The sequence below is a fragment of the Caloramator sp. mosi_1 genome, from assembly GCF_028622835.1.
Classification (GTDB): domain Bacteria; phylum Bacillota; class Clostridia; order Clostridiales; family Caloramatoraceae; genus Thermobrachium.
Genome location: NZ_CP117677.1, coordinates 1,091,985 through 1,115,000, shown reverse-complemented (window position 1 = coordinate 1,115,000; position 23,016 = coordinate 1,091,985). Strand labels below are relative to the sequence as shown.

13 protein-coding genes, 14 tRNA genes, 8 rRNA genes and 3 pseudogenes (1 of these 38 cut by a window edge) are annotated in these 23,016 nt (G+C 42.6%); 34 read left to right on the top strand and 4 right to left on the bottom strand.

Going from position 1 to position 23,016, the window contains the following annotated elements; translation table 11 throughout:
- The 12 genes from PL321_RS08040 to PL321_RS07985 all read left to right on the top strand — a co-directional run.
- Positions 1-1,705: ribosomal RNA gene (locus PL321_RS08040) — 23S ribosomal RNA — on the top strand (it extends 1,183 nt beyond the left edge of the window).
- A 28-nt stretch (positions 1,706-1,733) separates the two neighbouring features.
- A 5S ribosomal RNA gene (rrf, locus tag PL321_RS08035) occupies positions 1,734-1,849 on the top strand.
- Positions 1,850-1,854: 5 nt separating this feature from the next.
- A tRNA-Glu gene (locus PL321_RS08030) sits at positions 1,855-1,929 on the top strand.
- 4 nt (positions 1,930-1,933) lie between these two features.
- Positions 1,934-2,007, top strand: a tRNA-Gly gene (locus tag PL321_RS08025).
- A 4-nt stretch (positions 2,008-2,011) separates the two neighbouring features.
- Positions 2,012-2,088 (top strand) — tRNA-Arg (locus PL321_RS08020).
- A gap of 4 nt (positions 2,089-2,092) precedes the next feature.
- Positions 2,093-2,169, top strand: a tRNA-His gene (locus PL321_RS08015).
- Between the two features lie 10 nt (positions 2,170-2,179).
- Positions 2,180-2,255 (top strand) — tRNA-Gln (locus PL321_RS08010).
- Positions 2,256-2,258: 3 nt separating this feature from the next.
- Positions 2,259-2,334, top strand: a tRNA-Lys gene (locus PL321_RS08005).
- Between the two features lie 29 nt (positions 2,335-2,363).
- Positions 2,364-2,439 (top strand) — tRNA-Lys (locus PL321_RS08000).
- A 6-nt stretch (positions 2,440-2,445) separates the two neighbouring features.
- Positions 2,446-2,529, top strand: a tRNA-Leu gene (locus PL321_RS07995).
- Positions 2,530-2,532: 3 nt separating this feature from the next.
- Positions 2,533-2,608 (top strand) — tRNA-Phe (locus PL321_RS07990).
- Between the two features lie 10 nt (positions 2,609-2,618).
- Positions 2,619-2,694 (top strand) — tRNA-Gly (locus tag PL321_RS07985).
- Between the two features lie 210 nt (positions 2,695-2,904).
- Here the strand turns inward: PL321_RS07985 and PL321_RS07980 are convergent.
- Together PL321_RS07980 and PL321_RS21200 are read right to left on the bottom strand one after the other, a co-directional pair.
- A pseudogene (locus PL321_RS07980) lies at positions 2,905-3,818 on the bottom strand (ISL3 family transposase).
- Positions 3,815-3,976: a transposase family protein gene (locus tag PL321_RS21200; RefSeq protein WP_443110716.1), complete on the bottom strand. Its 162-nt coding sequence runs from the start codon at positions 3,974-3,976 to the stop codon at positions 3,815-3,817. The pseudogene PL321_RS07980 and the gene PL321_RS21200 overlap by 4 nt, the downstream one beginning before the upstream one ends.
- A 488-nt stretch (positions 3,977-4,464) precedes the next feature.
- Between PL321_RS21200 and PL321_RS07970 the strand changes: the two genes are divergently transcribed.
- Both PL321_RS07970 and PL321_RS07965 read left to right on the top strand, forming a co-directional pair.
- Complete coding sequence (locus tag PL321_RS07970; RefSeq protein ID WP_273964136.1) at positions 4,465-5,022, top strand: flavin reductase family protein; 558 nt, start codon at positions 4,465-4,467, stop codon at positions 5,020-5,022.
- Positions 5,023-5,042: 20 nt separating this feature from the next.
- A complete protein-coding gene (locus tag PL321_RS07965) occupies positions 5,043-5,546 on the top strand; it encodes a nitroreductase family protein (protein WP_273964135.1) in 504 nt (167 codons plus the stop codon).
- A gap of 21 nt (positions 5,547-5,567) precedes the next feature.
- Here PL321_RS07965 and PL321_RS07960 read toward each other — a convergent pair whose 3' ends face one another.
- Both PL321_RS07960 and PL321_RS07955 read right to left on the bottom strand, forming a co-directional pair.
- Complete coding sequence (locus PL321_RS07960; protein WP_273964134.1) at positions 5,568-5,858, bottom strand: citrate transporter; 291 nt, start codon at positions 5,856-5,858, stop codon at positions 5,568-5,570.
- Positions 5,859-5,997: 139 nt separating this feature from the next.
- Positions 5,998-6,666, bottom strand: a complete 669-nt coding sequence (locus PL321_RS07955) for an SLC13 family permease (protein ID WP_273964132.1) — start codon at positions 6,664-6,666, stop codon at positions 5,998-6,000.
- A gap of 375 nt (positions 6,667-7,041) precedes the next feature.
- Between PL321_RS07955 and PL321_RS07950 the strand changes: the two genes are divergently transcribed.
- From PL321_RS07950 to PL321_RS07860, 20 genes and pseudogenes are all read left to right on the top strand, one after another.
- A 16S ribosomal RNA gene (locus PL321_RS07950) occupies positions 7,042-8,558 on the top strand.
- Positions 8,559-8,654: 96 nt separating this feature from the next.
- Positions 8,655-11,542, top strand: a 23S ribosomal RNA gene (locus PL321_RS07945).
- Between the two features lie 28 nt (positions 11,543-11,570).
- A 5S ribosomal RNA gene (rrf, locus tag PL321_RS07940) occupies positions 11,571-11,683 on the top strand.
- A 5-nt stretch (positions 11,684-11,688) separates the two neighbouring features.
- Positions 11,689-11,763 (top strand) — tRNA-Glu (locus PL321_RS07935).
- A gap of 4 nt (positions 11,764-11,767) precedes the next feature.
- Positions 11,768-11,841: transfer RNA gene (locus tag PL321_RS07930), tRNA-Gly, on the top strand.
- Positions 11,842-12,158: 317 nt separating this feature from the next.
- Positions 12,159-12,617 (top strand): VanZ family protein, encoded by a 459-nt coding sequence (locus PL321_RS07925; protein WP_273964131.1) that lies wholly within the window; start codon positions 12,159-12,161, stop codon positions 12,615-12,617.
- Positions 12,618-13,040: 423 nt separating this feature from the next.
- Positions 13,041-14,558, top strand: a 16S ribosomal RNA gene (locus PL321_RS07920).
- 96 nt (positions 14,559-14,654) lie between these two features.
- Positions 14,655-17,543, top strand: a 23S ribosomal RNA gene (locus tag PL321_RS07915).
- 28 nt (positions 17,544-17,571) lie between these two features.
- Positions 17,572-17,687, top strand: a 5S ribosomal RNA gene (gene rrf / locus PL321_RS07910).
- The 16S, 23S and 5S rRNA genes sit together here with 4 tRNA genes alongside, the layout of an rRNA operon.
- A 5-nt stretch (positions 17,688-17,692) precedes the next feature.
- Positions 17,693-17,769, top strand: a tRNA-Asp gene (locus tag PL321_RS07905).
- A 5-nt stretch (positions 17,770-17,774) separates the two neighbouring features.
- Positions 17,775-17,850 (top strand) — tRNA-Thr (locus PL321_RS07900).
- A gap of 638 nt (positions 17,851-18,488) precedes the next feature.
- Positions 18,489-19,171: pseudogene (locus PL321_RS07895) on the top strand (response regulator transcription factor).
- Positions 19,149-19,385, top strand: a complete 237-nt coding sequence (locus PL321_RS07890; RefSeq protein ID WP_273964130.1) for a hypothetical protein — start codon at positions 19,149-19,151, stop codon at positions 19,383-19,385. The pseudogene PL321_RS07895 and the gene PL321_RS07890 overlap by 23 nt, the downstream one beginning before the upstream one ends.
- Before the next feature lie 190 nt (positions 19,386-19,575).
- Positions 19,576-20,493 (top strand): sensor histidine kinase, encoded by a 918-nt coding sequence (locus tag PL321_RS07885; protein ID WP_337961127.1) that lies wholly within the window; start codon positions 19,576-19,578, stop codon positions 20,491-20,493.
- Between the two features lie 78 nt (positions 20,494-20,571).
- On the top strand, positions 20,572-20,790 hold the full coding sequence (locus PL321_RS07880) for a hypothetical protein (RefSeq protein WP_273964129.1): 219 nt from the start codon (positions 20,572-20,574) through the stop codon (positions 20,788-20,790).
- Complete coding sequence (locus tag PL321_RS07875; protein WP_337961126.1) at positions 20,787-21,014, top strand: GerMN domain-containing protein; 228 nt, start codon at positions 20,787-20,789, stop codon at positions 21,012-21,014. The genes PL321_RS07880 and PL321_RS07875 overlap by 4 nt, the downstream gene beginning before the upstream one ends.
- 69 nt (positions 21,015-21,083) lie before the next feature.
- Positions 21,084-21,332, top strand: a complete 249-nt coding sequence (locus PL321_RS07870; protein WP_273964128.1) for a hypothetical protein — start codon at positions 21,084-21,086, stop codon at positions 21,330-21,332.
- Positions 21,333-21,520: 188 nt separating this feature from the next.
- Entirely contained in the window at positions 21,521-21,646 is a 126-nt protein-coding gene (locus tag PL321_RS19840) for a hypothetical protein (protein WP_337960994.1), read from the top strand.
- A gap of 28 nt (positions 21,647-21,674) precedes the next feature.
- A complete protein-coding gene (locus PL321_RS19835) occupies positions 21,675-21,851 on the top strand; it encodes a 3H domain-containing protein (RefSeq protein WP_337960993.1) in 177 nt (58 codons plus the stop codon).
- A 30-nt stretch (positions 21,852-21,881) separates the two neighbouring features.
- A pseudogene (locus PL321_RS07860) lies at positions 21,882-23,014 on the top strand (aminopeptidase).
- The last annotated feature ends 2 nt before the right edge of the window (positions 23,015-23,016 follow it).

The window sequence follows — 23,016 nt, the reverse complement described above, 5'->3', positions numbered from 1 at the left end:
AAGCTATGGACCCTAACGGGTGGTAGGGAGCTTTCTTAGCGGGTAGAAGTCAGACCGGAAGGACTGGTGGACTGCTAAGAAGTGAGAATGCTGGCATAAGTAGCGAGAAATAGGTGAGAATCCTATTCGCCGAAAACCTAAGGTTTCCTCAGGAAGGCTCGTCCGCTGAGGGTTAGTCGGGACCTAAGCCGAGGCCGAAAGGCGTAGGTGATGGACAATCGGTTGATATTCCGATACCACCAGTAGCCGTTTGAGAGATGGGGTGACGCAGGAGGATAGGCTGAGCACACTGATGGATATGTGTGTCTAAGGCACAAGGCGTGCCTCCCAGGCAAATCCGGGAGGATAAGCTGAGTGTTGATGGGGAGTCGTAAGACGAAGCAGCTGATTTCACACTGCCGAGAAAAGCCTCTATCGAGGATGCTGGTGCCCGTACCGCAAACCGACACAGGTAGGTGAGGAGAGAATCCTAAGGCGAGCGGGAGAACCCTTGTTAAGGAACTCGGCAAATTGACCCCGTAACTTCGGGAGAAGGGGTGCCTACCGCAAGGTAGGCCGCAGAGAATAGGCCCAGGCGACTGTTTAGCAAAAACACAGGTCTCTGCTAAGTCGAAAGACGATGTATAGGGGCTGACGCCTGCCCGGTGCTGGAAGGTTAAGGGGAAAGGTTAGCGCAAGCGAAGCTTTGAACCGAAGCCCCAGTAAACGGCGGCCGTAACTATAACGGTCCTAAGGTAGCGAAATTCCTTGTCGGGTAAGTTCCGACCCGCACGAATGGCGTAACGACCTGGGCGCTGTCTCAACAAGGGACCCGGCGAAATTGTAGTACAAGTGAAGATGCTTGTTACCCGCGATTGGACGGAAAGACCCCGTAGAGCTTTACTGCAGCTTAGCATTGAGTTTCGGTATTGTCTGTACAGGATAGGTGGGAGGCAGAGAAGTAGCGTCGCTAGGCGCTATGGAGCCGACGTTGGGATACCACCCTGATGATACTGAAGCTCTAACCGGAGGCCATGAATCTGGTCACGGGACATTGTTAGGCGGGCAGTTTGACTGGGGCGGTCGCCTCCTAAAGAGTAACGGAGGCGCCCAAAGGTTCCCTCAGTGCGGTTGGAAATCGCGCGTAGAGTGCAAAGGCAGAAGGGAGCCTAACTGTGAGACTGACAAGTCGAGCAGTGACGAAAGTCGGGCTTAGTGATCCGGTGGTACCGAGTGGAAGGGCCATCGCTCAACGGATAAAAGCTACCTCGGGGATAACAGGCTGATCTCCCCAAGAGTCCACATCGACGGGGAGGTTTGGCACCTCGATGTCGGCTCGTCGCATCCTGGGGCTGAAGTAGGTCCCAAGGGTTGGGCTGTTCGCCCATTAAAGCGGCACGCGAGCTGGGTTCAGAACGTCGTGAGACAGTTCGGTCCCTATCCGTCGCGGGCGTAGGAAATTTGAGAGGAGCTGTCCTTAGTACGAGAGGACCGGGATGGACGAACCTCTGGTGCACCAGTTGTCACGCCAGTGGCACAGCTGGGTAGCCAAGTTCGGAAGGGATAAGCGCTGAAGGCATCTAAGCGCGAAGCCCACCTCAAGATGAGATTTCCCATAGCGTTAAGCTAGTAAGACCCCTGAAAGAACATCAGGTTGATAGGCCAGAGGTGTAAGCGTCGTGAGGCGTTTAGCTGACTGGTACTAATAGGTCGAGGGCTTGATCATATAGGCTGTGCAGTTTTGAAAGAACTAATCCGGTGACAATGCCGCGGAGGAAACACCCGTTCCCATTCCGAACACGAAGGTTAAGCTCCGCAGGGCCGATGGTACTGCACCAATTCGGTGTGGGAGAGTAGGTCGTTGCCGGATAGTATGGCCCCTTGGTCAAGCGGTTAAGACACCACCCTTTCACGGTGGTAACAGGGGTTCGAGTCCCCTAGGGGTCACCACCATGCGGGTGTAGCTCAATGGTAGAGTCCCAGCCTTCCAAGCTGGTTGTGTGGGTTCGATTCCCATCACCCGCTCCAATATGCGCCTTTAGCTCAGTTGGATAGAGCAACGGCCTTCTAAGCCGTGTGTCGGGAGTTCGAATCTCTCAAGGCGCACCATATGGTGGGTATAGCTCAGTTGGTTAGAGTGCAAGATTGTGGCTCTTGAGGTCGTGGGTTCGACTCCCACTATCCACCCCAATTAATACGATGGGCAGTCGCCAAGTCGGTAAGGCACGGGACTTTGACTCCCGCATTCGTTGGTTCGAGTCCAGCCTGCCCAGCCATTAGAGCCACTAGCTCAGTCGGTAGAGCACAAGACTTTTAATCTTGGTGTCCGGGGTTCGATTCCCCGGTGGCTCACCAGTTTACATAGCCGTAAGGCTAATATATATGGGCCATTAGCTCAGTTGGTAGAGCACCTGACTCTTAATCAGGGTGTCCTGGGTTCGAGTCCCCGATGGCCCACCATAATATGCGGGCGTGGCGGAATTGGCAGACGCGCTAGACTTAGGATCTAGTGCCCAGTGCGTGGGGGTTCAAGTCCCTCCGCCCGCACCATCTGGCCAGATAGCTCAGTAGGTAGAGCAGGGGACTGAAAATCCCCGTGTCGCTGGTTCGATTCCGGCTCTGGCCACCAATTTTTATATGCGGGAATAGCTCAGTTGGTAGAGCGTCACCTTGCCAAGGTGAATGCCGCGGGTTCGAGTCCCGTTTCCCGCTCCAGTAAAACACATAGTTGAATTTTTCAACTATGTGTTTTTTTATTGGCTCTTTGTCAATAGTTGGGGCGGGCATTAGATTAGAATGCCTGTCCTTTCTTATTTGATAATGATTTTAGCAAGATAGATAGGATGAGGGGAGTTTACCCTTAAAAAATTGCACGACAAAAAGACCAACGATAGTTGGATTTCCTAAAATACAATATTTAACAGATTATTTATTACAACAATGAAGAATTCTATTCCTGAATCTATCAAAATTTCTATAGCCGAAGGCTATTCTTTTAATAACTTTGATTTTATTATTAAATCCTTCTATACAAGCATTTGTATAAGGAATATCAAAAGAATTACAAATCTCATTAAAATATCTGATATAGGTATTTGCACATCTTTTCAATTCATTGATACCACTATTTTGTGCAAGTTTAATCCAATCTTTTAAGAGGACACGAGCTTCGTTAGAAGAAGGTGAAGCATCAATAATACTCAATAACTTTTCCTTTAAAGTGTGGGCAATTGCTAATTCACTATTATAAGAAAACATAACTTGTAAAGCTAACTTTGAATCTGTATCAAGTAAGCCATATCTTTTTAAAATAAGCTTTTACTTCTTTTAAAGTATTTTCTTAATTTAATTGATAGTTCTCTTTGGATACGTTTTCTTACCGCTTCTACTGCCCATATGACTTGTCTAATATAGTGAAATTTATCTATAACAATTACAGCATTTTTGAAATAAGTTTTAGCTAAATCAATATAGGGTTGCCACATATCACAAATAAAGTGTGTAACGCTATCGCGATTTTTAATTTTTCTAAAATAATCTATAAGAATATGCTCTTTTCTATCTTTAATAATGTCTAGTATTTTATGATTAACAGGATCGACTATTGCACAATGATATTTAGAACCACCAGAGTTACCTTTAAATTCATCTATAGATATTATTTTAGGTAAATTAGTAGGAGAAGAGTAAGATACATTATCAAAAATACGTTTTATAGTATCGATAGATAGATTAGTTTTTCTAGCAACTGATGTCATACTATATTCATTAGATAATTCATAAATTACAAACATAGCTAATCTATTAGTTATTCTATGATAACGAGGTAAAAATTCTATATGTTCATAAAATTTTTGCCGCAGGCATTACAACGATATCTACGTTTTTTAAGAATGATAAAAGTATGTTTAAAGAATAAGGGTATGTCTTTAATACGCTGAATTCTATAATCGTGAACTCTTGTAACTTTGGAATTACAATTAGGGCAAGTACAAATTTTTTCTTAGTTTCTAAGTATATCTCAATGTACGTGTCATTATGAATAATCTTTTTATAATAACATCTTTAAAACCTAATAAATTTTTGATAGAATTATTAGTGTGCACTTGATGGATGCCTCCTTTCAGGTAAGGTTTTTGTTTGGTTATTTTAATTTTACCAGGTGTCTAATCAGGTGCACATATTTTTTGTAAAAAATATGCTGGGTCTACGCCCCAACATTTATTATAGAACCTTTTTATTTTATTTACTCATTCTTCAACTTCTTTATTTTATTGAAGTTTGTTATCTAACCTTGTGAATTGCTAAATATACTGTTTAATTAGGTGTAAATAGGTATACGAAAAGTGCATATTACTACTTACTATACTGATAGTATCTTACATAATATATACTAATTGTTAAATAAAAGCAGTATATGTATAATAATTATAAAAATAAGTCTGTATTTTTTATAAAATGATAAATTATTTGTGGAGGTAAATTATGCATAAAAATTTAGGTGCAACTGTTGCATTATATCCAACACCAGTAACCATAGTAGGTACTGAAATAGATAATAGGGTAAATTGGATTAACATTGCTCATATAGGCATTGTAGGAGTGGATAAAATGCTTATTAGCATGAATAAAGTCCATTATAGTAATGAGGGTATAAAACAAAATAAAACGTTATCTATAAACATCATAAGTGAAGAAATGCTTATAGAGGCTGATTATGTAGGTATGGTTTCAGGAGCAAGGGTAAATAAAGAAAAAGTATTTAGATATTTTACTGGAGAACTAAAAGGAGCTCCACTTATAGAGAATGCACCAATTTGCATGGAGTGTGAAGTTGTAGATAATTATGAAACAAAGACACATGATAATTTCATAGTAAAGCCAATTAATACTTATGTAAAACAAGAGGTACTTAATGAAAAAGGGCAAATTGATTATACAAAGGTAAAACCAGTTTTATTCGAAATGCCAAATAGACAGTATCTAAGTGTAGGTGAAGTTATAGGTAGGTGCTGGAAAGAGGGAGAAAAATATAAAAAGTAATTATATAATAGGGGGATAAAATGGAAGTTATATTTAAAAGGAGAAGTATAAGAAGATATCAGGATAAAGAAGTTGAAAAAGAAAAAATAGAAAAATTACTTAGAGCAGCTATGCAGGCACCATCTGCTGGAAATCAAAGACCTTGGGAGTTTATAGTGGTAAAGGACAAAGCGATATTAGAAAAACTATCAAGTGTAAGTCCATATTCAAAAATGATTGCAAAGGCAAATTTAGCAATAGTTCTTTTATGTAATAAAAAGTATATGAAGTATCCTGAGTATTGGCAACAGGATATTGCAGCAGCGACACAAAACCTACTATTAGAAGCCGTATATCTAGGGCTTGGAGCTGTTTGGTTGGGAATTGCTCCATTAAAGGAAAGAATGGAATATGTTAAGGGTATTTTTAATTTACCGGAAAATATAGATGTATTTTCAATAGTGCCTGTTGGATATCCATTAGAAGAAAATAAATTTGTAGATAGATATGAGGAAAATAGAGTTAAGTTTGATAGGTATGAATAAAAGTGGCATTGAGCCACTTTTTTATATTATGAACCAAAATATTGTTGTAAATAAAACAAGTAACAGAAAATTGTATAGTGTGAATTTTGATAGATAATTCTTTTTATTTTCTTTATATTCGTTAATATAAAATTTGTAAGAAATGACGCTGGCCAAGGATGCAATTAAAGTACCCATTCCTCCTATGTCTACACCTAAAAGTAATTCTTTATAATTATTACTAAAACCAGAAAGAAGTATTGCACAAGGAACGTTACTAACAAATTGACTTAAAGCAACTGAAGATAAAAATGTGGATTTTGGTCTGCTCAAAACGTTTACAAATATATTTCGAACAATTTCAATGTTAGATAGGTTCCCGATGAATATAAAAAGAAAACAAAAGTTAATAAAAGAGCATAATCTACTTCTTTTAGGAGTTCTTTATCAAAAATAAAAGTGACAACTAAAGTTACAAAAATGCAATATAGTAGTTTATTATATTAAATATTGATAATAGGATTAAAATAAATAAACAAATAAAAATAAGTGTAATCTTTTTATCTTTAATATTCACTTCTTCTATATGGAAATTTATGCTTTTATTAGGAATAAGTAAATTCAATAATATCAAAACAAAAAGTCCTAATAATACAAAGGGTAACATAGTTTTTAGAAATATACCTATGGTTAGATTAAACTTTGAGTATAGAAATAGGTTTTGAGGATTACCCATAGGAGTTAAGCTACTTCCGATGTTAGCAGCCAAAGTTTGAAAAACGATTATTTCCATAGGATTTATTTTAGCTTTCTTGGCAATTATAAGTGTAAGAGGAACAAATGTTATAAGTGCCACATCATTTGTTATAAACATTGAAAATAAGAATGTTATTAGAATAAGTATTAATGAAACGCTTCTTTCTTTGTGAAATTTGTCTAAGATTCTAATAGAAATCATTTCTAATAACTTTTGTTTTTCAAAAGCTTCTATAACAACCATTAGATTGAATAATGAAATTAAAACTTTAAAATCAATATAGCTAATTTTAGGTATGTTAAAAAATGATGTAACTAAAGCAAGAATAAAAGAAATAGATAAAACTACATCCTCTTTGGCTTTGTTAATAAACTGATTTATCAAGTTAAGTCCCCCTTTAAATAAAATCAATATTAATTATATAGTAGTGAAATATTTTTTCCAATATAAAAATATGGAGTTATAAATGGGGTATAAAATTAATTTACAACATATCCTAGTGTGTTGATATAAGAAATTAAGAGAAATTAAAAGAAAAATAGAGAATAAATAATATAATTCTATATAACAAAACTACAAAACAAGAATTGTTTAGGTTAAAGATGATATTATACAAAAGTCGCCGCGAGATGGCGACGAAAGATGACGAAAAATGTAGTTGACAAGTTAAGTTTGATGTGTTAATATTAATTAACGCTAAGGATACGGTCCTTGAAAACTGAACAGCGAGAACGAACGTACCAAATAAAAGCTAGGTTATAACATAAGAGTTTGATCCTGGCTCAGGACGAACGCTGGCGGCGTGCCTAACACATGCAAGTCGAGCGGAGGGGATAGGAGCTTGCTTCTTGAACCTCAGCGGCGGACGGGTGAGTAACACGTGGGTAACCTGCCCTTGAGAGGGGGATAACAGGTCGAAAGGCCTGCTAATACCGCATAACGCTAAGATGCTGCATGGCGTCTTAGCCAAAGGTTAATTCCGCTCAAGGATGGGCCCGCGGCCCATTAGCTAGTTGGTGAGGTAACGGCTCACCAAGGCGACGATGGGTAGCCGGCCTGAGAGGGTGGTCGGCCACACTGGGACTGAGACACGGCCCAGACTCCTACGGGAGGCAGCAGTGGGGAATATTGCGCAATGGGGAAACCCTGACGCAGCGACGCCGCGTGAGCGATGAAGGCCTTCGGGTTGTAAAGCTCTGTCTTCCCTGACGATAATGACGGTAAGGGAGGAGGAAGCCACGGCTAACTACGTGCCAGCAGCCGCGGTAATACGTAGGTGGCAAGCGTTGTCCGGAATTACTGGGCGTAAAGGGTGCGTAGGCGGCTCTTTAAGTGGGGTGTGAAATCCCTGGGCTCAACCCAGGAACTGCACTCAAACTGGAGAGCTAGAGTGCAGGAGAGGAAAGCGGAATTCCCAGTGTAGCGGTGAAATGCGTAGAGATTGGGAGGAACACCAGTGGCGAAGGCGGCTTTCTGGACTGTAACTGACGCTGAGGCACGAAAGCGTGGGGAGCAAACAGGATTAGATACCCTGGTAGTCCACGCTGTAAACGATGGGTACTAGGTGTAGGGGCGAAGCCCTCTGTGCCGCAGCTAACGCATTAAGTACCCCGCCTGGGGAGTACGGTCGCAAGATTAAAACTCAAAGGAATTGACGGGGGCCCGCACAAGCAGCGGAGCATGTGGTTTAATTCGAAGCAACGCGAAGAACCTTACCAGGGCTTGACATCCACCGAACCCTGTGGAAACACGGGGGTGCCCTTCGGGGAACGGTGAGACAGGTGGTGCATGGTTGTCGTCAGCTCGTGTCGTGAGATGTTGGGTTAAGTCCCGCAACGAGCGCAACCCTTGCCTTTAGTTGCCAGCAATTCGGTTGGGCACTCTAGAGGGACTGCCTGGGTTAACCAGGAGGAAGGTGGGGATGACGTCAAATCATCATGCCCCTTATGCTCTGGGCTACACACGTGCTACAATGGCCGGTACAATGAGTTGCAAACCCGCGAGGGGAGCTAATCTCAAAAACCGGTCCCAGTTCGGATTGTAGGCTGCAACTCGCCTACATGAAGCTGGAGTTGCTAGTAATCGCGGATCAACATGCCGCGGTGAATACGTTCCCGGGCCTTGTACACACCGCCCGTCACACCATGAGAGCCGGCAACACCCGAAGCCAGTGGGCTAACCCGCAAGGGAGGCAGCTGTCGAAGGTGGGGCTGGTGATTGGGGTGAAGTCGTAACAAGGTAGCCGTAGGAGAACCTGCGGCTGGATCACCTCCTTTCTAAGAGGAAATAGCTCTCGCTGTTTAGTCTTCAGGGACCGTAAGGTTCTAAGTTCTTTGAAAACTGCACAGCCAAAGGTAACAAGTTCTTTGTAAGATCAAGCTACAAAGGGCGCATGGTGGATGCCTTGGCACCAGGAGCCGAAGAAGGACGTGGTAAGCTGCGAAAAGCTGCGGGTAGCCGCAAACAGGCTGTGATCCGCAGATGTCCGAATGGGGGAACCCACCTAGTAAACACTAGGTATCCTTAACTGAATCCATAGGTTAAGGAGGGCACACCCGGGGAACTGAAACATCTAAGTACCCGGAGGAAGAGAAAGAATAATCGATTCCCTAAGTAGCGGCGAGCGAAAGGGGAAGAGCCCAAACCAGAGGAAACTCTGGGGTTGCGGACAGGTCATAACGGTTTAAAATCTCTAGTCGAAGAGGCCTGGAAAGGCCGGCCACAGAAGGTAATAGCCCTGTAGGCGAAAGAGAATTTAAGCTAGACCTGATCCAGAGTACCACGGGACACGTGAAACCCTGTGGGAAGCAGGGAGGACCACCTCCCAAGGCTAAATACTACCTGGTGACCGATAGCGTATAGTACCGTGAGGGAAAGGTGAAAAGAACCCCGGGAGGGGAGTGAAATAGAACCTGAAACCGTGTGCCTACAAGCAGTCGGAGGGCGTTAAGGCCTGACGGCGTGCTTTTGTAGAACGAGCCAGCGAGTTACGGTATGTAGCGAGGTTAAGCACTTAAGGTGTGAAGCCGTAGGGAAACCGAGTCTGAAAAGGGCGAAAAGTTGCATGCCGTAGACCCGAAACCGGGTGACCTATCCATGGACAGGGTGAAGGTGAGGTAAAACTCACTGGAGGCCCGAACCACGTTGGTGTTGAAAAACCATGGGATGAGCTGTGGATAGCGGAGAAATTCCAATCGAACTCGGAGATAGCTGGTTCTCCCCGAAATAGCTTTAGGGCTAGCCTCGGGTTAGAGACGTGGAGGTAGAGCACTGAATGGGCTAGGGGCCGTCTAGGTTACCGAACCTTATCAAACTCCGAATGCCATGATCTTGATGCCCGGGAGTCAGACTACGAGTGATAAGATCCGTGGTCAAAGGGAAACAGCCCAGACCATCAGCTAAGGTCCCAAAGTGTATGTTAAGTGGAAAAGGATGTGGGATTTCCAAGACAACCAGGATGTTGGCTTAGAAGCAGCCATTCATTTAAAGAGTGCGTAATAGCTCACTGGTCGAGAGGTCCTGCGCCGAAGATGTCCGGGGCTCAAACATACCACCGAAGCTATGGACCCTAACGGGTGGTAGGGAGCTTTCTTAGCGGGTAGAAGTCAGACCGGAAGGACTGGTGGACTGCTAAGAAGTGAGAATGCTGGCATAAGTAGCGAGAAATAGGTGAGAATCCTATTCGCCGAAAACCTAAGGTTTCCTCAGGAAGGCTCGTCCGCTGAGGGTTAGTCGGGACCTAAGCCGAGGCCGAAAGGCGTAGGTGATGGACAATCGGTTGATATTCCGATACCACCAGTAGCCGTTTGAGAGATGGGGTGACGCAGGAGGATAGGCTGAGCACACTGATGGATATGTGTGTCTAAGGCACAAGGCGTGCCTCCCAGGCAAATCCGGGAGGATAAGCTGAGTGTTGATGGGGAGTCGTAAGACGAAGCAGCTGATTTCACACTGCCGAGAAAAGCCTCTATCGAGGATGCTGGTGCCCGTACCGCAAACCGACACAGGTAGGTGAGGAGAGAATCCTAAGGCGAGCGGGAGAACCCTTGTTAAGGAACTCGGCAAATTGACCCCGTAACTTCGGGAGAAGGGTGCCTACCGCAAGGTAGGCCGCAGAGAATAGGCCCAGGCGACTGTTTAGCAAAAACACAGGTCTCTGCTAAGTCGAAAGACGATGTATAGGGGCTGACGCCTGCCCGGTGCTGGAAGGTTAAGGGGAAAGGTTAGCGCAAGCGAAGCTTTGAACCGAAGCCCCAGTAAACGGCGGCCGTAACTATAACGGTCCTAAGGTAGCGAAATTCCTTGTCGGGTAAGTTCCGACCCGCACGAATGGCGTAACGACCTGGGCGCTGTCTCAACAAGGGACCCGGCGAAATTGTAGTACAAGTGAAGATGCTTGTTACCCGCGATTGGACGGAAAGACCCCGTAGAGCTTTACTGCAGCTTAGCATTGAGTTTCGGTATTGTCTGTACAGGATAGGTGGGAGGCAGAGAAGTAGCGTCGCTAGGCGCTATGGAGCCGACGTTGGGATACCACCCTGATGATACTGAAGCTCTAACCGGAGGCCATGAATCTGGTCACGGGACATTGTTAGGCGGGCAGTTTGACTGGGGCGGTCGCCTCCTAAAGAGTAACGGAGGCGCCCAAAGGTTCCCTCAGTGCGGTTGGAAATCGCGCGTAGAGTGCAAAGGCAGAAGGGAGCCTAACTGTGAGACTGACAAGTCGAGCAGTGACGAAAGTCGGGCTTAGTGATCCGGTGGTACCGAGTGGAAGGGCCATCGCTCAACGGATAAAAGCTACCTCGGGGATAACAGGCTGATCTCCCCAAGAGTCCACATCGACGGGGAGGTTTGGCACCTCGATGTCGGCTCGTCGCATCCTGGGGCTGAAGTAGGTCCCAAGGGTTGGGCTGTTCGCCCATTAAAGCGGCACGCGAGCTGGGTTCAGAACGTCGTGAGACAGTTCGGTCCCTATCCGTCGCGGGCGTAGGAAATTTGAGAGGAGCTGTCCTTAGTACGAGAGGACCGGGATGGACGAACCTCTGGTGCACCAGTTGTCACGCCAGTGGCACAGCTGGGTAGCCAAGTTCGGAAGGGATAAGCGCTGAAGGCATCTAAGCGCGAAGCCCACCTCAAGATGAGATTTCCCATAGCGTTAAGCTAGTAAGACCCCTGAAAGAACATCAGGTTGATAGGCCAGAGGTGTAAGCGTCGTGAGGCGTTTAGCTGACTGGTACTAATAGGTCGAGGGCTTGATCATATAGGCTGTGCAGTTTTGAAAGAACTAATCCGGTGACAATGCCGCGGAGGAAACACCCGTTCCCATTCCGAGCACGGTATTTAACCACAGGGCCGATGGTACTGCACCAATTCGGTGTGGGAGAGTAGGTCGTTGCCGGATAGTATGGCCCCTTGGTCAAGCGGTTAAGACACCACCCTTTCACGGTGGTAACAGGGGTTCGAGTCCCCTAGGGGTCACCACCATGCGGGTGTAGCTCAATGGTAGAGTCCCAGCCTTCCAAGCTGGTTGTGTGGGTTCGATTCCCATCACCCGCTCCAAGAGCCTTAGAGAATAATCTCTAAGGCTTTTTGTTTTGGTTATTTGTAAATAGTTGATATAGAAATTTCTTTAAGTAAGAATATTTTTATTAAAATAGTTATCAAAAAATATTTATGTTGATTCATAAATTGTACTTAGTTTTTGTTATATAAAATTTTTGTAGTATATTTACATAAGAAAGTTTATTATATTATTTAGATGTGAAAAGAGATTAATGAAAAACTTGTTAATATAGTAATGAGCAAAATAATTATCATTACTATTGTATATAAATGATAGTATAGTTAAGATTTTTACTAAATTTGAGGTGAAAAAGATGAATAGAAAAATTAAAAAATGGATTCTTGTTTTTATTTGGATGGGGATTATTTTTTTATTTTCAAGCCAAAGTGGAGACAAATCAAGTGAAAATAACAAATTTATAGTTGAAATCTTAAATACACTTGGAATAGATATTAATTCTATATTAAGTGGTAAGGCAGATTTTATCATTAGAAAGGCTGCACATTTTACAGAGTATTTTATATTATATTTTTTATTATATAATGCATTAAGGGAAGATTTTTATTTTACTTCAAGTACAATATTTGCACTTATAATTACTTTCTTATATGCTGCATCAGATGAATTTCATCAGAGTTTTGTTCCAGGAAGAGGTCCAGCTTTTAGAGATGTGCTTATAGATACATCTGGTGGGGTTGTGTGTATGATAATAATTTACTTTGTAAATAAAGTAAAACAGAAATCTAAAACTTTTACAAGTAAAATAGGGTGATAAACAGTTTTTGAATGTAGGTAATATGGTAATAGAATTTGCAATGTCTATGAAGTAATACTTCTATAGTTGGTGTTAGTTTAAAAAACTAATAAGGCATTAATAATAAATGTCTTATTAGTTTTTTATTATATATTTCGACTTACAACTACACCTAGAGTATCATATAAATATTAACAAAGATATATTAAGAAAATGAAAGCAAAATCAATATAATTTAATTTAAACGGTATATTTCAATATGAATTACAATAGATAGCGTGATATTATATAAAAGTCGCTTGAAGCGGGCGACAGAAGAAAATAAAAAACACCGATAAAAAGGTGTTGACAAGATAAAAAAGACGTGATAATATAAATAAGCGTCAACGGTCCTTGAAAACTGAACAGCGAGAGCGAACGTACCAAATAAAAGCTAGGTTATAACATAAGAGTTTGATCCTGGCTCAGGACGAACGCTGGCGGCGTGCCTAACACATGCAAGTCGAGCGGAGGGGATAGGAGCTTGCTTCTTGAACCTCAGCGGCGGACGGGTGAGTAACACGTGGGTAACCTGCCCTTGAGAGTGGGATAACAGGTCGAAAGGCCTGCTAATACCGCATAACGCTAAGATGCTGCATGGCGTCTTAGCCAAAGGTTAATTCCGCTCAAGGATGGGCCCGCGGCCCATTAGCTAGTTGGTGAGGTAACGGCTCACCAAGGCGACGATGGGTAGCCGGCCTGAGAGGGTGGTCGGCCACACTGGGACTGAGACACGGCCCAGACTCCTACGGGAGGCAGCAGTGGGGAATATTGCGCAATGGGGAAACCCTGACGCAGCGACGCCGCGTGAGCGATGAAGGCCTTCGGGTTGTAAAGCTCTGTCTTCCCTGACGATAATGACGGTAAGGGAGGAGGAAGCCACGGCTAACTACGTGCCAGCAGCCGCGGTAATACGTAGGTGGCAAGCGTTGTCCGGAATTACTGGGCGTAAAGGGTGCGTAGGCGGCTCTTTAAGTGGGGTGTGAAATCCCTGGGCTCAACCCAGGAACTGCACTCCAAACTGGAGAGCTAGAGTGCAGGAGAGGAAAGCGGAATTCCCAGTGTAGCGGTGAAATGCGTAGAGATTGGGAGGAACACCAGTGGCGAAGGCGGCTTTCTGGACTGTAACTGACGCTGAGGCACGAAAGCGTGGGGAGCAAACAGGATTAGATACCCTGGTAGTCCACGCTGTAAACGATGGGTACTAGGTGTAGGGGCGAAGCCCTCTGTGCCGCAGCTAACGCATTAAGTACCCCGCCTGGGGAGTACGGTCGCAAGATTAAAACTCAAAGGAATTGACGGGGGCCCGCACAAGCAGCGGAGCATGTGGTTTAATTCGAAGCAACGCGAAGAACCTTACCAGGGCTTGACATCCACCGAACCCTGTGGAAACACGGGGGTGCCCTTCGGGGAACGGTGAGACAGGTGGTGCATGGTTGTCGTCAGCTCGTGTCGTGAGATGTTGGGTTAAGTCCCGCAACGAGCGCAACCCTTGCCTTTAGTTGCCAGCAATTCGGTTGGGCACTCTAGAGGGACTGCCTGGGTTAACCAGGAGGAAGGTGGGGATGACGTCAAATCATCATGCCCCTTATGCTCTGGGCTACACACGTGCTACAATGGCCGGTACAATGAGTTGCAAACCCGCGAGGGGAGCTAATCTCAAAAACCGGTCCCAGTTCGGATTGTAGGCTGCAACTCGCCTACATGAAGCTGGAGTTGCTAGTAATCGCGGATCAGCATGCCGCGGTGAATACGTTCCCGGGCCTTGTACACACCGCCCGTCACACCATGAGAGCCGGCAACACCCGAAGCCAGTGGGCTAACCCGCAAGGGAGGCAGCTGTCGAAGGTGGGGCTGGTGATTGGGGTGAAGTCGTAACAAGGTAGCCGTAGGAGAACCTGCGGCTGGATCACCTCCTTTCTAAGAGGAAATAGCTCTCGCTGTTTAGTCTTCAGGGACCGTAAGGTTCTAAGTTCTTTGAAAACTGCACAGCCAAAGGTAACAAGTTCTTTGTAAGATCAAGCTACAAAGGGCGCATGGTGGATGCCTTGGCACCAGGAGCCGAAGAAGGACGTGGTAAGCTGCGAAAAGCTGCGGGTAGCCGCAAACAGGCTGTGATCCGCAGATGTCCGAATGGGGGAACCCACCTAGTAAACACTAGGTATCCTTAACTGAATCCATAGGTTAAGGAGGGCACACCCGGGGAACTGAAACATCTAAGTACCCGGAGGAAGAGAAAGAATAATCGATTCCCTAAGTAGCGGCGAGCGAAAGGGGAAGAGCCCAAACCAGAGGAAACTCTGGGGTTGCGGACAGGTCATAACGGTTTAAAATCTCTAGTCGAAGAGGCCTGGAAAGGCCGGCCACAGAAGGTAATAGCCCTGTAGGCGAAAGAGAATTTAAGCTAGACCTGATCCAGAGTACCACGGGACACGTGAAACCCTGTGGGAAGCAGGGAGGACCACCTCCCAAGGCTAAATACTACCTGGTGACCGATAGCGTATAGTACCGTGAGGGAAAGGTGAAAAGAACCCCGGGAGGGGAGTGAAATAGAACCTGAAACCGTGTGCCTACAAGCAGTCGGAGGGCGTTAAGGCCTGACGGCGTGCTTTTGTAGAACGAGCCAGCGAGTTACGGTATGTAGCGAGGTTAAGCACTTAAGGTGTGAAGCCGTAGGGAAACCGAGTCTGAAAAGGGCGAAAAGTTGCATGCCGTAGACCCGAAACCGGGTGACCTATCCATGGACAGGGTGAAGGTGAGGTAAAACTCACTGGAGGCCCGAACCACGTTGGTGTTGAAAAACCATGGGATGAGCTGTGGATAGCGGAGAAATTCCAATCGAACTCGGAGATAGCTGGTTCTCCCCGAAATAGCTTTAGGGCTAGCCTCGGGTTAGAGACGTGGAGGTAGAGCACTGAATGGGCTAGGGGCCGTCTAGGTTACCGAACCTTATCAAACTCCGAATGCCATGATCTTGATGCCCGGGAGTCAGACTACGAGTGATAAGATCCGTGGTCAAAAGGAAACAGCCCAGACCATCAGCTAAGGTCCCAAAGTGTATGTTAAGTGGAAAAGGATGTGGGATTTCCAAGACAACCAGGATGTTGGCTTAGAAGCAGCCATTCATTTAAAGAGTGCGTAATAGCTCACTGGTCGAGAGGTCCTGCGCCGAAGATGTCCGGGGCTCAAACATACCACCGAAGCTATGGACCCTAACGGGTGGTAGGGAGCTTTCTTAGCGGGTAGAAGTCAGACCGGAAGGACTGGTGGACTGCTAAGAAGTGAGAATGCTGGCATAAGTAGCGAGAAATAGGTGAGAATCCTATTCGCCGAAAACCTAAGGTTTCCTCAGGAAGGCTCGTCCGCTGAGGGTTAGTCGGGACCTAAGCCGAGGCCGAAAGGCGTAGGTGATGGACAATCGGTTGATATTCCGATACCACCAGTAGCCGTTTGAGAGATGGGGTGACGCAGGAGGATAGGCTGAGCACACTGATGGATATGTGTGTCTAAGGCACAAGGCGTGCCTCCCAGGCAAATCCGGGAGGATAAGCTGAGTGTTGATGGGGAGTCGTAAGACGAAGCAGCTGATTTCACACTGCCGAGAAAAGCCTCTATCGAGGATGCTGGTGCCCGTACCGCAAACCGACACAGGTAGGTGAGGAGAGAATCCTAAGGCGAGCGGGAGAACCCTTGTTAAGGAACTCGGCAAATTGACCCCGTAACTTCGGGAGAAGGGGTGCCTACCGCAAGGTAGGCCGCAGAGAATAGGCCCAGGCGACTGTTTAGCAAAAACACAGGTCTCTGCTAAGTCGAAAGACGATGTATAGGGGCTGACGCCTGCCCGGTGCTGGAAGGTTAAGGGGAAAGGTTAGCGCAAGCGAAGCTTTGAACCGAAGCCCCAGTAAACGGCGGCCGTAACTATAACGGTCCTAAGGTAGCGAAATTCCTTGTCGGGTAAGTTCCGACCCGCACGAATGGCGTAACGACCTGGGCGCTGTCTCAACAAGGGACCCGGCGAAATTGTAGTACAAGTGAAGATGCTTGTTACCCGCGATTGGACGGAAAGACCCCGTAGAGCTTTACTGCAGCTTAGCATTGAGTTTCGGTATTGTCTGTACAGGATAGGTGGGAGGCAGAGAAGTAGCGTCGCTAGGCGCTATGGAGCCGACGTTGGGATACCACCCTGATGATACTGAAGCTCTAACCGGAGGCCATGAATCTGGTCACGGGACATTGTTAGGCGGGCAGTTTGACTGGGGCGGTCGCCTCCTAAAGAGTAACGGAGGCGCCCAAAGGTTCCCTCAGTGCGGTTGGAAATCGCGCGTAGAGTGCAAAGGCAGAAGGGAGCCTAACTGTGAGACTGACAAGTCGAGCAGTGACGAAAGTCGGGCTTAGTGATCCGGTGGTACCGAGTGGAAGGGCCATCGCTCAACGGATAAAAGCTACCTCGGGGATAACAGGCTGATCTCCCCAAGAGTCCACATCGACGGGGAGGTTTGGCACCTCGATGTCGGCTCGTCGCATCCTGGGGCTGAAGTAGGTCCCAAGGGTTGGGCTGTTCGCCCATTAAAGCGGCACGCGAGCTGGGTTCAGAACGTCGTGAGACAGTTCGGTCCCTATCCGTCGCGGGCGTAGGAAATTTGAGAGGAGCTGTCCTTAGTACGAGAGGACCGGGATGGACGAACCTCTGGTGCACCAGTTGTCACGCCAGTGGCACAGCTGGGTAGCCAAGTTCGGAAGGGATAAGCGCTGAAGGCATCTAAGCGCGAAGCCCACCTCAAGATGAGATTTCCCATAGCGTTAAGCTAGTAAGACCCCTGAAAGAACATCAGGTTGATAGGCCAGAGGTGTAAGCGTCGTGAGGCGTTTAGCTGACTGGTACTAATAGGTCGAGGGCTTGATCATATAGGCTGTGCAGTTTTGAAAGAACTAATCCGGTGACAATGCCGCGGAGGAAACACCCGTTCCCATTCCGAACACGAAGGTTAAGCTCCGCAGGGCCGATGGTACTGCACCAATTCGGTGTGGGAGAGTAGGTCGTTGCCGGATAGTATGGCCCAGTAGCTCAGTTGGTTAGAGTGCCGGCCTGTCACGCCGGAGGTCGAGGGTTCGAGCCCCTTCTGGGTCGCCATATATGCCGGCTTAGCTCAATTGGCAGAGCAACTGACTTGTAATCAGTAGGTTGTAGGTTCGATTCCTATAGCCGGCTCCATAAAAAGCAAGGGTATACCTTGCTTTTTTATTTTTGTTGTAAAATATATATAAATACATTTGTAATTACACGTAAAAAGGATGTATACGATGTACAGGATAAGACAGTTTTTTGGGCTATATTTGCAAAACTAACGGAAGAAGATAAAAAGTTTATAGATTTTTACTTAAATGATAAAGAAAAAAACTTTTTGATAAGCTTAAGGAATCCGAAAAGGTTCATTCAGTAAAAGTTGCAAGAGAAGTATTACAAAAATCTTTAGAACAAGATTTATATGATATAAATTTAATTAAAGCAGCACTTTTACACGATATAGGTAAAATTGATAGTGGTCTAAATGTTATTAATAAATCTATAATTACAATACTTAATAAAATAAGTCCAAATTTCTTAAAAGGTTTTGTAGAATAAAACCTGTTTATATATACTACAACCATCCAGAGATTGCCTTAACATACCTTGATAATTATGACGAATATATAAAATTTTTAATTAAAAATCATCATAATTACGAAATTAATGATAAAAAGTTAAGAATACTTCAAGAAGTTGATTGTAAACATTAATATTAATATAATATTAATTGCAATAGTTATAATTTTTGACATACCCTAAAAATAAATAAGGGAGGATATATTATGGATTATCGAATTTTAATTGTTGATGATGAAGAAAATCTTGTAAAAGGGATAAAATATAACCTGGAACTTGATAATTACAGTGTAGATGTTTCTTATGATGGAGAGGATGCATTAAGAAAAATAAGTGAAAATATATACAATCTTATAATTTTAGATATAATGCTTCCTAAGGTTGATGGTTTAACATTACTTAAAAAATAAGAGAAAGGTCATCAGTTCCAGTTATAATGCTGACAGCTAAGGGAGAAGATGAAGATAAGGTACTTGGTTTTGAATATGGAGCAGACGACTACTTAACAAAACCCTTCAACATATTAGAACTAAGAGCCAGAATTAAAGCTCTACTTAGAAGAACATATGACATAGTAGCAAATAAAGGAGATATAATAAAATCTGGCGATATAATGATTGATGTTCCTTCAAGAAAGGTTAATATTGCAGGTAAGCCAGTTGATCTGACTTCAAAGGAATTTGACATTCTATTCTTACTTGTTACAAATCCAGGAAAGATATATAGTAGAGATACTTTGCTTGAAATAATATGGGGTTATGATTACTATGGAGACTCAAGAACAGTAGATGTTCATATAAGAAGATTGAGAGAGAAGATAGAAAAGGATCCTAGTAACCCACAATATGTACTAACTAAGTGGGGAGTTGGTTACTATTATAAAGGATGATTTAATAAAAAATTCTGTTAAACTTAAATTATCACTATCCTATGTTGTTATACTTACAGTATGCTTGTTTTTAGTTAATATATTTGTTTTCTTAGCAATCAGAAAGGAATATATTACTGAAAGAAAAGGGAATATATATCTATATCAGAGAACAATTGCTGATTTGGCTTATGAGGCGGATTTAAACAAAACGCCTCTTTTGACATTGCAATAGAAACTATATCCAGTCAATCTAATTCAAGGATATTAGTAATAGATGATAAATACATAGTAAAGGCAGATTCGAACAATGAACTTGTTGGGACCTATTATCAAAATAGAGAAGTAAAAAAGCCTTTTCGGGAGTTAAAACATCTAAATTAAGGGGTTTTCTAAAGAACAGCTATTTAAGTGTAGCAACTCCTATTTTAATAGGCGACAATGTAAAGGGAGTAGTTTTATTTTTAACTCCTATAGATGATATATATAATAAAATAATAATAATTGAAAAGAGGTTATTTACAATATCTCTGTTTATACTTACGTTAGTTACATTAATAGGATACTTTATATCAACCTATGCCACAAGACCTATCTATAGTGTTATAGACGCTATAGAAAATATGGCAGAAGGTAATCTAAAACAGAGGGTTGAAGTTATAGGAAACGATGAGATTGCAAGACTTTGTATGGCCTTTAATGAGATGAATGAAAAGATAACAACCATAGACAGCGAGCGTAGGCAATTCGTTGCAGATGCATCTCACGAACTAAAATCCCCTCTTGCCAGTATAAATGTTCTTGTAGAGTCTTTGATATCAAGTGAATTATCAAATAAAGATATGGCAATGGAATTTTTACAGGATATACATTCTGAAATATCAAGGTTAAGTAATATTGTCAATAATCTGTTAGAATTAACAAAATTAGAGGGAAGCTTTGGAGTAAAGGTTGAAAAATTTGATTTAAATGATGTTTGTCTTCAGGTTGTAAAGAGGGTAGGATATATTGCAAAAACTAAAAATGTAGAAATATTTTATGATGGACAGAGTGTAGAAATTGAAGCTAATAGAGATAATATATTTAGAGCATTATATAATGTAGTTGAAAACGCAGTTAAGTATTCCTATGAATATGGCAGAGTAGACTTTTGGGTTGAAAAGGACAGTAGAGGAGCAATAATACATATAAAGGATCACGGAGTAGGTATACCAGAGGAAGACATTCCTAAAATATTTGAAAGATTTTATAGAGTAGATAAGACAAGGGATAGAAAAACAGGTGGAAGTGGACTTGGACTTTCCATTGTTAATGAAATTATTAAAAACATAATGGTAATATAGAAGTAAAAAGTAGGGTGGGGGAAGGAACGGAATTTATTATATCAATTCCATACGAATTTAAGGGATAGGAGTGCTGATATGAAAAAATATTTTATATTCCTTCTACTCACACTATCATTTTTTATCTGTGGATGTAGGCAAAAAGAAGTTCAGACGTACGATGTCAGGATAGTTTTATATGAGCCAGATGAGGACAATTATTTAAAACCTATGGAGGTTGTAACAAAGTTTAAGAATTCTATTGAGGAAACCTGTGCAAATGAAGTAGTGGATCATCTAAAAGGGGTGGATTTATAGATAGCAATGTAAAACTTAAATTTATAAAAAAGGAATCTGGAATAGTCTATATTAAACTAAATCGTGAAATAGGAGATATGAATAAAGATAAAAATCTTCCACTGTATTCAATAGTAAACACAATCACAGAAGTTCCAAAGGTAGAAAAAGTTGTTATTAGAACTAATAAAGGAGAATATAGCTATAATAGAAATAGAAGTGTATTAAAAAGAGAAAAAACCTAAATCCTACACAGGTATTAAAAAACAAATGGAATATGAAAAAGAAGGGGATTTTTTTCTGCATATCTTTTAATGTCAGATGAAGCTACTAATAATTTTAGAAAAAGCTATGATGAATATTATAGAGAGATGTTAGAAGTATATAGCTTAGGCTTTACAAATCAAGAATTTAGAGTAGGTGATTATATAATAGAGGGAAACATTGCTAAGGTTAAAGTAAAATTTTTCGCACCAGAAGGCGAGGTAAATCTACAGTTTAAGTGTGTGAATATTGATGGAGTATGGTTAGTTGATTGGTTAACCTCACAAACTAATTTGTAGGAGGATGTTATGAGAGGAGAAGAAAGAAGAGAGGCAATACTTAATCATCTTAAAAAGTCTCCTCTCCTGTAAAGGGAGGGGAGCTCTCTAAACTATATAATGTTAGTAGACAAGTTATTGTACAGGATATAGCTCTTTTAAGAGCAGAGGGACACGACATAATAGCAACACCACAGGGATACGTTTTAATGATCAATAATAATCAGTTTGTAAAGAAAGTCATTGCAGTAAAGCACGATGAGACTCAAATAGAAGAGGAACTAAGAACTATTGTTGCCTTAGGGGAGAATTTTAGATGTAACAATAGAGCATAAGATTTATGGCGAAATAACAGGAAGACTAATGCTTAAGTCTATCTATGATGTAGAGGAATTTATTAAAAAGCTTAAAGAGAGCAATGCAAAACCATTGTCAAACTTAACAGAGGGTGTACATATACATACTATTGAGGCAGACAGTGAAAAAGACATAGAAAGAATAACAAAGGCATTGAAGGAAAAAGGTTTCCTAATTGAATAATATTTACATTTAGACTAATTTTATGTTAAAATGCTATTGATAAAGGTGAAAGGTGGGGATAATTTGGATAATAGAGTGAAAAAGCTTGCACAGGTTTTATTAAAGTATTCTTTAGGCCTAAAAGCAGGAGACAAGCTTCTAATTCAGGGTGGAGAAGCTACAATACCTCTAATAAAGGAAGTATATAGAGAAGCGGTTAAAATGGGTGTTTATCCTCAAGTAGATTTAGGCATAGAGGATCTTACTGAAATTATGTTAAAGCACGGAAATGACGAACAAATAATGTATATACCAGAGTCAGCAAAAACTGCCTTTGAAACAGTAGATGCAATATTAACCATATGGGGCGATAAAAATACAAGAATGCTAACAAATATCGAAGCCTCAAAAATGAAGTTAAGATCAAGAGGGAGAAGGCAATTAATTGATATTTTTGAAAGAAGAATGGCAAATAAAGAGTTGAAATGGTGCGGAACACAATTTCCAACTCAGGCAGACGCACAAGAAGCAAGTATGTCACTTGAGGAATATGAAGATTTTGTTTATGGTGCAGGTTATATAGACTTAGAAAACCCTATTGAAAAGTGGCAAGAAGTAAAAGAACAGCAGGATAGAATTTGTAAAATACTTGATACTAAAAGGGAATAAGGATAGTATCAAAGGATACTGATATAAGGATGCGTGTAGACGGAAGAAAGTGGATAAACTGCTGTGGTAATGAGAATTTTCCAGATGGAGAGGTATTTACAAGCCCTATAGAGGACAGTGTAGAAGGATATATAAGATTTTCATTTCCAGGAATATATTTAGGTCGAGAAATAGAGGATATTAGACTGAGGTTTGAAAAGGGAAAGGTTGTTGAAGCAACGGCAGCAAAGGGAGAAGACCTGCTTCTTGAACTATTAGATACAGATGAAGGAGCAAAATTCTTAGGAGAGGTTGCAGTTGGAACAAACTATGGAATAAAGAAATTTACAAAGAATATGCTATTTGACGAAAAAATAGGAGGAACAGTTCACCTTGCAATAGGAAGAGGATTCCCAGAAGCAGGTTCTAAAAACTCATCTGCAATTCACTGGGATATGCTTTGTGATATGAGAGGCGGCGGAGAAATATATGCAGATGGAGAACTAATTTATAAGGACGGAAAGTTTATAATATAAAA